We start from the raw sequence: 12,664 nt of genomic DNA on the forward strand, positions 1-12,664 counted from the left end.
CCTGGAACAATATTTTACCTTCGGAAGAACTGAGGCTGGTCAAATTCTGGCGTGTATCCGGATCGAAGAGTGGGGCCGTTTACCAACACCTCCGGGGGCTTTACCCATCATGTACTAGACCTGCTGTGGGAAATATAGGGTATTTTAGTAGGGAAATAAGATTGGGCTTGCGTAAGTCCTGAAAAACGTTAAAGTAAGAAAAACTCCGAAATTGTAGAGGTTTCGTTCAAAAATCGGCTGATGGGAAATCGGGAGAGCCAGTCAATTTTTAATTTAGGTGGAGTCGAGGAGGTTGGCGATCGCAATAATGGGTCACAATCACTGTGGCTTCGCGATCGAGCTTTGGCTGCTACTAGCAATGGTATTGTCATTGCTGATGCCCTAGCGCCCGATTATCCGATAATTTATTGCAATCCAGGCTTTGAAAAGATTACAGGTTACTCTAGCCACGAAATATTGGGGCGCAACTGTCGCTTTTTGCAAGGTCCTGATACCGATCCGGCTACCGTAGCTAACCTCCGTGAGGCGATCGCCAAAGGTATAGAATCTCAGGTGGTCATCAAAAATTACCGCAAAGACGGCACTCCTTTTTGGAATAAGTTGTTCCTATCTCCGGTGCGAGACGAGAGGGGGTATTTGACTCACTTCGTCGGAATTTTGTCAGACTTATCCGAAAGCGTAGAAGTCCAGCAGGAGTTGCAGCAAACTAATGACCAACTGCAAACTATTTTGGAAGCAGTTCCCGGAACAGTATCTTGGGTGAGCTCGGATTTGCGCTATTTGGGTGTTAATCAACACTTAGCCAAACTCCATGGTTTGTCACCTGCGGCTTTCGTCGGCCAAGATATCGGATTTCTGGGCGTGAGCTCGGATTTTTACTCTTTTTTGGGCGGGTTTTTTGCCAGCAATGCTACAGAAGTAGTCAAAGAACTTTCCACCAAGGTTAAAACCACCGATGGCCAGTCGGCGGGACACTATTTGATTGTCGGTCAAAAGTACGATGGGGGCAACGCAGCCTGTTTGGTGGGGATTGACATTACCGAACGCAAGCAGGCAGAAGAGGCTTTGGTGTTGACTCGCAAGGCGGTGGAAAGTTCCAGCGATGCGATCGGCATGGCTGATGTCTCCGGTACTCACATCTATCAAAATCAATCTTTTTCTCAACTATTTGAATACGAAACCGTAGCAGAATTCAGGAAGGCTGGGGGGATACACACTATTTTTGCTGACGCGGCCGTCGCACAGGAGGTGATCGAAGCGATCGCCCACGGTTATTCTTGGTGTGGTGAAGTTACCAAAATCACCAAAAGTGGCAAGATTTTGCAAGTGCTGCTGCGGGCTGATGCGATTAAAGACTCCACTGGGACAATAGTCGGTCAGATTTACATGAATACCGATATTACCGATCGCAAGCGCACGGAACAAGAACTGCGACAAAGTGAGAAGCGCTTTCGATCGCTGATTGAAAATGCTAGAGATATTATTGTGATTCTCGATGAGAAAGGCTTCTGTCGCTATGTCTCTCCTTCCCTAGAGCGGATTTTGGGCTATCCGACGGCGGAAGTTCTTGGTAGGTCTGTATTTGAGCTGATTCACCCAGACGAATTGCCCATGGTGGGTCAAGTGTTTAAAGGTATCATCCAAATGCCGAGAGTTAGCATGGGACTGTCAGAATATCGAGTCTGGCATAAGGATGGTTTCTGGTCCGTTTTGGAAGCGGTGGCGACGAATTTACTCGCAGAACCTTCAGTGCGGGGAATTGTGGTCAACTGCCACGATGTCACCGAGCGCAAAATGGCAGAAGATAAGTTATTGCACGATGCTTTGCATGATGCTTTGACGGATTTACCCAACCGGGCTTTGTTGACAGACCGGTTGGGCCAAGCTTTTGCCCGTGTCAAACGGCATCCTAACTATCAGTTTGCGGTACTGTTTCTCGATTTGGACAGGTTTAAGGTGATTAATGACAGCCAGGGACACCGCACGGGCGATCGGCTGCTGCTGGGAATTGCTCGCCGTCTCTTGACTTGTTTGCGTCCTGGTGATACCGCAGCTCGTTTGGGCGGAGATGAGTTTGTGATTTTATTGGAGGAAATTCAAGGTGTGGAAGATGCCATCAACCAAGCTAAGCAAATTCAAAAGGCGATCGAACGACCCCTACATTTAGAGGGAAATAAAGTTTCGATTACTGCTAGCATTGGCATTGCTTTGAGTAGTGAGGAATATCAGTGGCCCGGAGATATCTTGCGAGATGCTGATATTGCCATGTACCGGGCCAAATCTCTCGGCAAAGCTCGCTATGAAGTGTTTACCAGTGCCATGCACACTCGTGCTGTGGCTTTGATGCACTTGGAAAATGATTTGCGGCAGTCCATAGAAGAACTGAATTTGAAATATTCAATGTTAGATTTGCGATGGGGGAGTCACGGAGAAAATTCGTCTCTGTACGAAACTAATCGTTCCTTAGAAAATCAAAAATCTCATATTTTTAGTCAAAGATTAGAATGTCCTTTTACTGTTTATTACCAACCAATTGTTTCTTTAAAAACTGGCTTAGTCGCAGGATTTGAGTCCCTCGTCCGCTGGCTACATCCCGAACGGGGTTTGGTTTCTCCGATGGAATTCATTGCCATGGCGGAGGAAACTGGCCTAATTATGCCCTTGGGTTTGTGGGTTTTGAACGAAAGTTGCCGTCAAATTATCGAGTGGCATAATTTGGAATTACCGAGCAAAGATTCACCGCTAACAATAGCTGTAAATCTCTCCGGGCGACAGTTTGAACAGCCGGATTCCATAGAACAAATTAAACAAGTTTTGCAGGAAACAGGGGTGGATGCTCGTTGGTTGAAGTTGGAGATTACCGAGAGTGTAGTGATGCAAGATGGGGAAGCGGCGGCGGCTATGCTTTCTCATTTGAGAGATTTGGGCATTGAGCTTTGTATTGATGATTTCGGAACAGGTTATTCTTCTTTAAGTTATTTGCATAAATTCCCGATCGATACTTTGAAAATCGATCGCTCTTTTGTCAGCCGCATCGGAGAAACAGGTGAAAATTTGGAAATCGTCAGGGCGATCGTCATGTTAGCTCGCAGTTTGGGGATGGAGGTGGTAGCAGAAGGTGTCGAAACCGCCGTTCAACTCGCTCAATTACGCGCGTTGGGCTGCGAGTACGGTCAGGGATACTTCTTCTCTAAACCTCTCGATAGCGAGGCAGCTACAGCTTTGTTGAATCAGGGTTTGCAATGGTAATGTAGTTGACAGTTGACTGTTAGTTACCGATGCCCCATCCCCCTTTGGGGGGATGGGGGAAGATCGAGGTGAAGAATAGCAAGCCAGTAAGCTTTTGAGCGATATTGCGCAAGTCTAAAACTTCACTGGCGATCGCCGCCAAAGCTAAGGTCAAGTCCGCTGAAATTTCCTGATTTTTCGGGTATTCGACATCCTCAAGAGAAACAGCTTTGCCAAACATCGCACTGAGAGGATTCACGGAAATATCGTTTACTTTTACTTGCAATTTGGCCACGCGCAAGTCTTGCTTTAGTACCAAACCTTCACCGTCGATGGTGACAGAATCTACCTCGCCCTGCGCTAACTGCATGGGTTGGGTTTGGACATTGACTGACAAACTTTCTGATTCGTCGAGTTGGCTAGAAATCGCAATTTCAACTACTTTGTCGATCGCCTGTTCCCCTAAACTCCGCTCTGGTTGAATCACGGTTTTATTTCCCAGTATTGTTTTAAAAATAGTAGATAATAGCTAATTTATCTGGAGTCTTCCTCAAGACAGGTTTCCAAGGGAAAACACATCAGCAAAAGACACAGATTGTAGAAAAAGTTGCGCTCGGTAGCTGGCTCCAGTATCACCCAGGGCGTTGGAAAGCTGCTATTGGGGGGGGTCAAAAATCCCAAATTCCCATCTCGAAAATTTGATATTTTCCAGAAGTGCGATCGCCCGCTACAATGAATTAAGAAGCCGGCATCGCCTTTTGTAATGAATCCAGAATCAACTCTCGCCAGACTACAAGCTACACTTCCCGACAATAAACTGCCTTCTAGCTACGGCGTTTATTTCAAAAATACCTTAGTAGCACTGTGTCACGCCCTAGAAGACCACATCTTGCAAACCAGTGGGGGGGGAGAACTAGAAGTCAAACCCCTAGTGTTGGTGACATTCCAGCAGGGAAAATGGTATTTGCAAGAAGCCGATCGCTACTTTGATATTGCTAAGGCCTCTCGACGGGTTGTCATCGGTGCAGTAGCCGACAGCGGTTTTGCCAACCACAAAACCGGTCAATTAGAAAATGTATCTTTAATAAATCTCGATCCGATCGACCCTATAGTCCAGGAATGGAATTTAATTATCCTCGCCCCAACCTACAAAGCCATGGTGCTTTGTCGCGAACTTTCACACCAAGAATACCAGCCCCAAGGTAAGCCAGAAATCGATATAGAAAGAAAATTCTACGGCTTGTGGTCCTTTGACCAATCTTTGGTGTCGGAGGCTGCAAAAATTTTTATAGAACAAACCAGACATTACGATCGCGCCCTTGCAGACAAACTGCTGCAAATTCACGGAGAAATCCTCACCACCGTAGGCCCGCCCCTAGCTGACATTAGCGGGGTAGTGTCCCGAATTGTGACTTACTTGCAAAGTTCTCAGCAGCAAATGGTGGCAATTAACCGCCAAACCCGTGACTTATGGGAATTGGAAGGTCAAGCCCTGCGCGTGAGTCGCAACTTGAACGCCAATAAACTTCAAGCTTTTCTGCGGATGGCCCAGCGCGTGGATGAACGCGATACCGCAAATCCCACCGCGTCTTTGCAAGTGGCGGCATTGTCGGAAACTTTGGGTCAACTTCTCGATTTGCCAGCTTTGCAGTTGCGGCGGTTGCGGTTGGCGGGATTGCTGTTTCGAGTCGGGTTAGTTTCCGCCCCCAATGAGGTGTTTACTCAAACTCCCGATCGCTTTGACCAACAGACTCTAACATTTTGGCGCGATCGCAGTTTCATCGGTTCCCAACTGTTGCAAGCCATGCCGGAACTATCACCCGTAGCCGAAATTGTCAAGCATAAACTGGAACACTGGGACGGTAGCGGTAGGCCAGACGGTTTGCGAGGGGAAGAAATACCGATCGCATCCCGGATTTTGGGCTTGGTTGCGTGTTTTCAAGAGTGGACTCAAGGGCGGGGCGATCGTCCAGCTTTGGGTTTGACAGCAGCTTGGGAAAAGTGCCGGGAAATTAGTGGCAGTCGTTTCGATCCAGCCTTAGTAGATACCCTCGGCAACGTCGTCAGGTTGGCAGAAATGGGTTTGATGGAATTACCAAGTCGTCCTAGTCAACTACCTAATGTCTGGTTGGAGGATGTGGGCGATCGCACTCCCTCGGTAACTTCAGCATCTTAAATTGACCAATAACCAATGACCCTTCGACGCTACGCGGCACCGCTGGCGTAGTCGAAGGGTTCAGCGATGCCAATGACCAATAACCAATGACCAATGACCATATAAGTAATGACTAACATAGAAGCCATTTGCCAAGGCAAAATTAAATTGCTGTCTGGCTATCATTTAGCTGGCGCTGACTTATCGGGAGCCGAACTCGCCGATGCCGATTTGTCTCAAACTAACTTGAGTGGAGCTAATCTTGCTGGTGCGAATTTGCAGCGCGCCATCTTGCGGGCCAACCTGCGAGGCGCTGATTTGAGCGGCGCTGACTTGCGTGGAGCAGATTTTCGGAATGCTGACTTGCGCGGAGTCTACTTTGGAAATGCTCAAGTTGGTGACGCCAGTTTTGGGGGAGCTTTTTTGGCTGGGGCGACGATCGGGAATTTGGATTTGAGCGGTGTCGATTTTCGCGGCGCCGATTTGCGGGCTGTGAATTTGGCGAGGGCAATTTTGCACCACGCAGATTTGAGTCATGCCAATTTGTCCGGCGCAGATTTGTCCGGTGCAGACTTGGAAGAAGCTATCCTGAATGGAGCCGTAATGCGCGGCGCTAATCTCACAGGTGCTAATTTGCTCTGTGCTGCGATCGAACACACAGTCTGGGATGGAGCATTACTCGATCGAGCCTGTCTCCAAGGCACCCCCCTGAGCCTGTAAAATTCTAGAATGTCCTACATGCTGGCGTACTCGAAGTTTTATTTTCCAGACCCAGCCAAAAAACAATTCATTCTTATAATGTACATAAGCACAAGCTATTTTAACATTTCTTAATAGGAGGTTATAATAGCCAATGTAGATGAGCAAACGAATAAATGGTAGCAGCTTTGTTTAGCGGTACATCCTTTCAAGGTCAAAGTGGCGATCGCCTTGTCAGCAAAGTAGCAGGAGCTGCGATTGCGGCCTTATTCAAACGTTCGGAACAGGCCCAAGCCAATATCCGAGTCGAACCTGTAGCCAAACTCTTGCAGGGAAGCATCGACGGTTTCGACTTCATTGGCAAAGGAATGTTAATGTACAACGGTCTTCGCATCGAAGTAATGGAACTCTACTTGCAAGCACTCTCCATTGATTTTGGAGCGATTTTTGCAGGTCAAGTTAAATTACGACAGCCTACCCAGGCAAATATGCGAGTAGTTTTGAGCCAATCAGACTTAACCACCTCATTCAATACGCCTTTTGTAGTTGAAAAACTGCAACGGCTGAATTATCAAGACCAATCTCTCCATTTTCAAAACACCGAAGTCAGCTTCGGTGCAGATAAATCCATTCGGCTTCAGTCCGAAATTACCGTAGGCGATTCTGGCGAACCAGTCAAGATAGATATTACTGCTCAACTGCAAGTAGAGGAACGGCGCAAAATCCAATTTGTCAGCGTTACTTACGGCGGTGACGAGCAAGCAGTTAACTTGGCCAAAGCGATAATTGCCCACGTCAACAACTTGCTAGATTTAGACAAATTTGCTCTCGAAGGCACTCAACTGCGAGTAGACAGGTGTCGAGTCCAAAACAACGAACTGGTTTTTTATGGTTGGGCTGGGATTGACCATTTCCCCAAAGGTAAATCCTAAGCTTTCGCCTTCACAGCTCCATCTAGTAACCAGCTTTGGCAAAAGAGAATTATTCATTAAGCAAACAACCCGCACAGGCGGGTTTTGCTTTAGATTTGAGATTATATCGTTTTTGGTAGCATCGGAATAATTTAACCGCAGAGAACACAGAGGACACAGAGGGAGAGAATAGAGGGATGAATAATTCAGATGCTACCGGATTTGAGATTACACGCAAAGTGGGGCGAGTTCTTGATTCAATTGACTCAAAATCAGCACAGAGATTGATTCGAGCGCGCAAATTGCCTTGATAAATTTAAATAATACATAAATCTACCCGAAGAAGAACAATGCTAGGATTTTATTTATTCTGTATATGTGTTGTAGTTTTGTCTCTCCTTGTCCAGCCCACCCACAGTCAAGGACAAGAAAAATGGTGGGTAGAAATTATTACTAATTTTCCCCGCTGCACCTACTATTTTGGTCCCTTTGACAGCGATAAAGAAGCCTTAACCCATACTCCAGGCTATATCGAAGACTTGGAAAGCGAAGGAGCAAAAAGAGTTAGTATAATCATCAAACGATGTCAGCCTTCCCAACTCACCATTTGCGAAGGTGAAGTCTCCGACACAGTAACAGATTAATCTGTTTGAGAGTTGACCAAAACGTGAGCCAAACTAATCTACAGGACTTTGACTTTCTATGACACTTCCTACAGCAACTCTGCTGATTGCTTGTCCAGATAGATGCGGTTTAGTAGCCACATTTACCAACTTTATTTATAAGCATATAATTGGGAGTAAAACAGTGGTTTTTGAGTGATAAAAATCACACATAACATCAATTTCGGAAACCAATAATCAATAACCCAGAACCCACAACCAATAACTAAAGTCGCCGCTTTTGTAAAATTTGTTGTTGCCATTGCTCAAAAGTGTGCATTTGTGAGGTATCATCTTTCTCAACCATCGCCCTCATTTGCTCCATCAACTCGATGGCCAGCGGTACACCAAGCTGCAATTTCTCCAAAACCTCCCGTTGAGCAAAAACGCTCTCCGGTGTTCCTTCTAAAACCAGTTGTCCCCCATCCATCACAAATACCCAATCAGCCCAGCGATAAATGAAATCTAGATCGTGACTTGCTAAGAGAATTGTAGTACCACTGGCGTGAATTTCTTGGAGTAAACCGATCAGTTGTCCCGTGTGGCGCGGATCGAGATAGGCTGTAGGTTCATCTAATAGCAGCAATTTGGGTTTGAGAACCATGATATCAGCGATCGACACGCGCTTTTTTTGTCCTAAACTGAGATTGTGAATTGGTTGAGTAGCTAATTCAGTTAAATCAAATTGCTCGATCGCCTCCTGAACCATTATAGCAATATCCGGTTCGGGCAAACCCAAATTGTACAACCCGTAGGAGATATCCTCTTCCACCGTCGAAGCAACTAATTGATGTTCAGGATTTTGAAATACCAGCCCGATTTGTTGGCGCAATTGCATCAAATATTTGCGATCGTAGCGGAAGGGTTCACCTTCCCAGCAAATGATTCCCCGTTGCGGTTGATACAAGCCATTTGCTAATAGAAAAAATGTAGTTTTGCCACACCCATTTTGACCGATTAGCCCGCAACGTTTCCCGGCTGGTACTTTGAGGTTTAAGCCCTGAATTGTCGCTTGCGAACTACAGGGGTAGGAGTAAAAAGTCTCATGAAATTCCAGAATACATTTAGACATATCAGTTATTGGTTATATGAAAGAAATCAATACGCGGCGGATGAAACTCTCTCAAATTCAGGCTTTAATAGCAGTAGCAAACTGTGCAAACTTTAGCGAAGCAGCTTTGCAATTGGAACTTTCCCAGTCAGCAGTCAGCCACGCCATCGCCACTTTAGAAACCGAATTGGGAGTGCAGCTATTTCATCGGGGGCGACATGGTGCTCAACTGACACCTGTGGGAGAAAGGATACTGATTCACGGGCGTCAAATTGTGCGATCGTTAGAACACATGGTCAAAGAAGCAGATTTAGAAAAAGGTTTACAGGGTGGTCAGGTACGGATAGTTAGTTTTCGCAGTGTCGCCACTCATATCCTACCGCGTATTATTGCTAAATTTCGCGATCGCTTTCCCAAAATTACCGTCAGCATTACCGAAGTCTATTATACCCAGGCTGTGGAAGAAGCTTTGCGATCGGGCAAAGCAGACATCGGCTTTGTTTCTCTTCCCATCTCCGATGAATTTGAAACAAGGGAAATCTTGCGGGACAACTATCTGGTTTTACTCCCGCCGACTGCGAAATGTAAAAATGCTAAGATTACCTGGGAAGAATTAGCGAATTATCCGCTGATTTTGCAGCCACCAGAAACAGCTTGTTCCATACCACTTCGTAAGTATTTAGCAACTTCCCATTGTCCCCTAAATATCGCTTACGAACTCACCGAAGATTCAACTATTGTCAGTATGGTACTACAAGGTTTGGGTGCAGCAATTCTACCCCGTTTGGCGGCGGAACCCATACCTGCTGAGGTGAAAATTTGCAGTTTCCCGGCGGATTTTCAGAGGGTAATTGGAGTGGCTATTTTAAGGGATGGGCTGTTAATTCCGGCCGTGTTTGCGTTTTTGGATTTAGTTACAAGTGTGGTGGATGTTGAGAGTGACGGCGAGTTGGCGATTAATCCTTCTTGATTAGTTATGGGTTATTGGTTATTGGTCATTTAACTGATTAGATTTAGTCATCTCTTTTACCCAGTTGCGGAAATTAACCTCTGCTTCTACCTCATCTAGCTGCGCTGCGGCCAAAAATTCGTAGAGCTTTTCTTTGGGGAGAATCGGAAAAGTGGGGCTGACAGATACTTCTAAATACTCAGAGTTTTCTAGCTGATAAATCCGCCATTCTCTACCATTGTATCTCCAAAACTCCGGTACTCCCATACTAGCATAGAGAGCTAGTTTATTAATATCAGTATGGGTGATATCTACTTCTACTACTAAATCGGGTGCTGGAACTGTGGCTAAATCTACGGTACGACCGGCTACGAGGGGCTGATTTTGGATGTAATAGGCATTGTCTGGTTCTGCACCGCGTTCTAGCTCCGATCGATCTAAGGTTGTTGAACCCATTGTTTTAATCTTCAAACTTAGTTCTACAGCCAAAATAATAATCAGTCGTTCGATTAAGCATCTGGAGAATTCGTGTTGTTCTAAAGGCATGGTAATTTCTAAAGTCCCTCGATCGAATATCAATCTAGCCGCTCGTCTATCGCCAAAAATCTTGAGCAGTTGTTGATAACCCTCCCAACTAATATCTCTAAACACCACTCGCTTTTCGCCTAGGAGTAACGGTGGTGCGATCGGCGCAACAGAAATCATATGTTTATTTCCAGCTATGATATTTATAGGATAACACTATCGATTTTAGATTTGGTAATTGGTAATTGGTAAGTGGTAATACCAATTTTTTATGAGGCTGCTCCCGAATCTGATCCCCCCTAGCCCCCCTTAATAAGGGGGGGACAAGATTCTTCTCAAAGTCCCCCTTCTTAAGGGGGATGCGAGGGGGATCGAGATCTGTGCAACGACCCATTAAATTTGTATAATTGGTAATAACTGCCAACTACGAACTGCCAACTCTCACCTGTCAACTGTCAGTGTTCTCTGCCGCAAAATAAATTCAGCTAGTGCTAAATCAACGGGAGTTGTTACTTTCAAATTCGTCTCTTCTCCCTCGACAATTTGTACTGGTAAACCGCATTTTTCAAACAAAGCCGCATCATCGGTAACTTCCCAACCTTTTTCTCGCCCTTCTTCGTGACACTTTTTCAATAATTGGACTTCAAATCCTTGGGGAGTCTGGGCCGCCCACAAATTGCTTCTTTCCGGTGTGTCTCGCACAATTAGACGCTCATCCACCACCTTAATCGTATCCTTGACCGGGATGGCAACAATCAAGCCGGGACAGGTCAAAAGTGCCTCGGCGGAGCGATCGAACAATTCAGCAGTTGCCAAACATCGCGCCCCATCGTGAATCAACACTCGATCGCTCTCTGGTGGCAAACTCTGCAAACCGTTGTAAACTGACTCTTGCCTGGTGGCACCACCTTGAATCAGTTTCACAGGCTTAGTCAAAGATAAATCGCTCAAAATTGCTTCAAAATCGGGAAAATCATCAGGCTGGCCCATGATACCAATCCAGGTAATGTGCCGCGAAGCCTCAGCCGCCGCCAAAGTCCAACTCAACAAAGGTTTAAGAAGCAAAGTCAGCAGCAGTTTGTTCCGCTGACTACCCATCCGTCGCCCCGAACCCGCCGCAGGAATTAATAAGTGCATTTACTAACCGTTTTTAACCCAACTACATATATATAATAAGAGCGTCCTGTACTCTTCAATCAGTGGTTTAGTTGTCAGCCCGTAGCTTTTAAGGTCTAGAAATACTATAAGCTGATAGCTGAAAGCCGATCGCTGAGAGCTACTTTGTATAAATAATAGTCCGATCGTTTATGATGCGAATACTAGCACTTGTCCCTGGTGGAATTGGCGACCAAATTTTATTTTTTCCCACTCTTGATGACCTCAAACAGTGTTATCCCGATGCTCAAATTGATGTCATGGTGGAACCGAGGGCAAAAAGTGCTTACCGAGTCTGCAAGTCGGTCAAAGAAGTCTTGACTTACAATTTCAAAGACCGGAATGCGATGGCGGATTGGGGTAATTTGCTAGGTGTAATTCGCGATCGCGAATACGAAGCAGTGATTTCCCTGGGTCAGCGTTGGACTGTCGGACTTTTGCTGTGGCTGACTGGCATTCCCAAGAGAGTTGGCTATGCCGGAAGCAACAATAGTTTATTTCTCACCAATCCCGTACCGCTGAAAACACAACAGTACGCAGCTTCAATGTACCACGATTTGCTGCAAGGATTCAACATTAAAAATCCGTGCCCTGCGATCGCAATCAATGTACCAAAACAGGACATTCAGTGGGCGGAAGCCCAACAGCAAAAGTTGGGAATTAAAGAAAGCGGTTACATTTTAATTCACGGCGGTTCTAGTCAGTTAGCTGTGTCTAAAGGTATTGACAAAATTTACCCGATCGACAATTGGAAGCAAATAATAGAAGATTGTCAAAAGCGACAGCCAAATTTACCAGTTGTGGTGGTTCAAGGGCCAGAAGATGCTGGTTTTGTGGCCGAACTAATCAAGTTGTGTCCCCTGGTGAAAGTGACATCACCCGATGATGTTGGCAAATTAGCCGCGATGATTGCTGCGGCTAATTTGATGATGTGTACAGATAGTGCGCCCATGCACTTAGCTGTAGCGGTTCAAACTTATACAATAGCTTTGTTCGGTCCCACCGATCCAGCAAAATTGTTACCCAAGAGCGATCGCTTTTTGGGCATTAAATCTCCTACGGGGAAGATGGCCGACATCTCTCCAGAAGATGTTTTAAAGAAAGTTTGGGGCGGCTAAAAACTAGGATATCTTAGCTGATGCAAGCTGGTTCCCCGGCTCTGTTAGCTGGTTCCCCGGCTCTGCCTGGGAACCCATATCACTCTTGCTCTGCCTCGGTTATCTAGGCTTCACAGGAGGCAAAGCCTGGGGACGAGGAAACTGTCAACTGTTTAAGTTACCGCCTGCGTATTTCTCCGAGCAATTCATCAGCCCAAACTCTATTGCCTCT

11 protein-coding genes are annotated in these 12,664 nt (G+C 45.9%); 7 read left to right on the forward strand and 4 right to left on the reverse strand.

Annotated features, from left to right (window positions below; translation table 11 throughout):
- Positions 1–240: 240 nt before the first annotated feature.
- A complete protein-coding gene (locus tag P2A85_RS01385; protein WP_377477142.1) occupies positions 241–3,249 on the forward strand; it encodes an EAL domain-containing protein in 3,009 nt (1,002 codons plus the stop codon).
- A 19-nt stretch (positions 3,250–3,268) separates the two neighbouring features.
- Here P2A85_RS01385 and P2A85_RS01390 read toward each other — a convergent pair whose 3' ends face one another.
- Positions 3,269–3,715: a DUF2993 domain-containing protein gene (locus P2A85_RS01390; protein ID WP_377477143.1), complete on the reverse strand. Its 447-nt coding sequence runs from the start codon at positions 3,713–3,715 to the stop codon at positions 3,269–3,271.
- A 276-nt stretch (positions 3,716–3,991) separates the two neighbouring features.
- Between P2A85_RS01390 and P2A85_RS01395 the strand changes: the two genes are divergently transcribed.
- From P2A85_RS01395 to P2A85_RS01410, 4 genes are all read left to right on the forward strand, one after another.
- Positions 3,992–5,404, forward strand: coding sequence for an HD domain-containing phosphohydrolase (locus P2A85_RS01395; RefSeq protein WP_377477144.1), 1,413 nt, complete (start codon positions 3,992–3,994; stop codon positions 5,402–5,404).
- 108 nt (positions 5,405–5,512) lie between these two features.
- Positions 5,513–6,103 carry a pentapeptide repeat-containing protein gene (locus tag P2A85_RS01400; RefSeq protein ID WP_377477145.1) on the forward strand — a complete coding sequence of 197 codons (591 nt, stop codon included), beginning with the start codon at positions 5,513–5,515 and terminating at the stop codon, positions 6,101–6,103.
- 155 nt (positions 6,104–6,258) lie between these two features.
- A complete protein-coding gene (locus tag P2A85_RS01405; protein ID WP_340523361.1) occupies positions 6,259–7,014 on the forward strand; it encodes a DUF2993 domain-containing protein in 756 nt (251 codons plus the stop codon).
- 329 nt (positions 7,015–7,343) lie between these two features.
- Positions 7,344–7,637, forward strand: a complete 294-nt coding sequence (locus P2A85_RS01410; protein ID WP_377477146.1) for a DUF1816 domain-containing protein — start codon at positions 7,344–7,346, stop codon at positions 7,635–7,637.
- A gap of 244 nt (positions 7,638–7,881) precedes the next feature.
- Here the strand turns inward: P2A85_RS01410 and P2A85_RS01415 are convergent, their stop codons facing one another.
- Positions 7,882–8,727: an energy-coupling factor ABC transporter ATP-binding protein gene (locus P2A85_RS01415; RefSeq protein ID WP_377477147.1), complete on the reverse strand. Its 846-nt coding sequence runs from the start codon at positions 8,725–8,727 to the stop codon at positions 7,882–7,884.
- Positions 8,728–8,743: 16 nt separating this feature from the next.
- Here P2A85_RS01415 and P2A85_RS01420 point away from each other — a divergent pair, with 16 nt between their 5' ends.
- On the forward strand, positions 8,744–9,676 hold the full coding sequence (locus tag P2A85_RS01420; RefSeq protein WP_377477148.1) for a LysR family transcriptional regulator: 933 nt from the start codon (positions 8,744–8,746) through the stop codon (positions 9,674–9,676).
- Between the two features lie 18 nt (positions 9,677–9,694).
- Here the strand turns inward: P2A85_RS01420 and P2A85_RS01425 are convergent, their stop codons facing one another.
- Positions 9,695–10,360, reverse strand: a complete 666-nt coding sequence (locus tag P2A85_RS01425; RefSeq protein ID WP_377477149.1) for a Uma2 family endonuclease — start codon at positions 10,358–10,360, stop codon at positions 9,695–9,697.
- A gap of 261 nt (positions 10,361–10,621) precedes the next feature.
- A complete protein-coding gene (gene ispD, locus P2A85_RS01430) occupies positions 10,622–11,317 on the reverse strand; it encodes a 2-C-methyl-D-erythritol 4-phosphate cytidylyltransferase (protein ID WP_377477151.1) in 696 nt (231 codons plus the stop codon).
- A 173-nt stretch (positions 11,318–11,490) separates the two neighbouring features.
- Here ispD and P2A85_RS01435 point away from each other — a divergent pair, with 173 nt between their 5' ends.
- Positions 11,491–12,453, forward strand: a complete 963-nt coding sequence (locus tag P2A85_RS01435; RefSeq protein WP_377481219.1) for a glycosyltransferase family 9 protein — start codon at positions 11,491–11,493, stop codon at positions 12,451–12,453.
- The last annotated feature ends 211 nt before the right edge of the window (positions 12,454–12,664 follow it).

Source organism: Microcoleus anatoxicus (assembly GCF_042465725.1).
Classification (GTDB): Bacteria; Cyanobacteriota; Cyanobacteriia; order Cyanobacteriales; family Microcoleaceae; genus Microcoleus; species Microcoleus anatoxicus.

What these genes read in the sequence shown, in the direction of transcription:
- P2A85_RS01435 (WP_377481219.1), top strand. Translation starts at nt 11,491, where the DNA reads ATGCGAATACTAGCACTTGTCCCTGGTGGAATTGGCGACCAAATTTTA.
- ispD (WP_377477151.1), bottom strand. Translation starts at nt 11,317, where the DNA reads ATGCACTTATTAATTCCTGCGGCGGGTTCGGGGCGACGGATGGGTAGT.
- P2A85_RS01400 (WP_377477145.1), top strand. Translation starts at nt 5,513, where the DNA reads ATGACTAACATAGAAGCCATTTGCCAAGGCAAAATTAAATTGCTGTCT.
- P2A85_RS01395 (WP_377477144.1), top strand. Translation starts at nt 3,992, where the DNA reads ATGAATCCAGAATCAACTCTCGCCAGACTACAAGCTACACTTCCCGAC.
- P2A85_RS01420 (WP_377477148.1), top strand. Translation starts at nt 8,744, where the DNA reads ATGAAAGAAATCAATACGCGGCGGATGAAACTCTCTCAAATTCAGGCT.
- P2A85_RS01410 (WP_377477146.1), top strand. Translation starts at nt 7,344, where the DNA reads ATGCTAGGATTTTATTTATTCTGTATATGTGTTGTAGTTTTGTCTCTC.
- P2A85_RS01415 (WP_377477147.1), bottom strand. Translation starts at nt 8,727, where the DNA reads ATGTCTAAATGTATTCTGGAATTTCATGAGACTTTTTACTCCTACCCC.
- P2A85_RS01385 (WP_377477142.1), top strand. Translation starts at nt 241, where the DNA reads ATGGGAAATCGGGAGAGCCAGTCAATTTTTAATTTAGGTGGAGTCGAG.
- P2A85_RS01425 (WP_377477149.1), bottom strand. Translation starts at nt 10,360, where the DNA reads ATGATTTCTGTTGCGCCGATCGCACCACCGTTACTCCTAGGCGAAAAG.
- P2A85_RS01405 (WP_340523361.1), top strand. Translation starts at nt 6,259, where the DNA reads ATGGTAGCAGCTTTGTTTAGCGGTACATCCTTTCAAGGTCAAAGTGGC.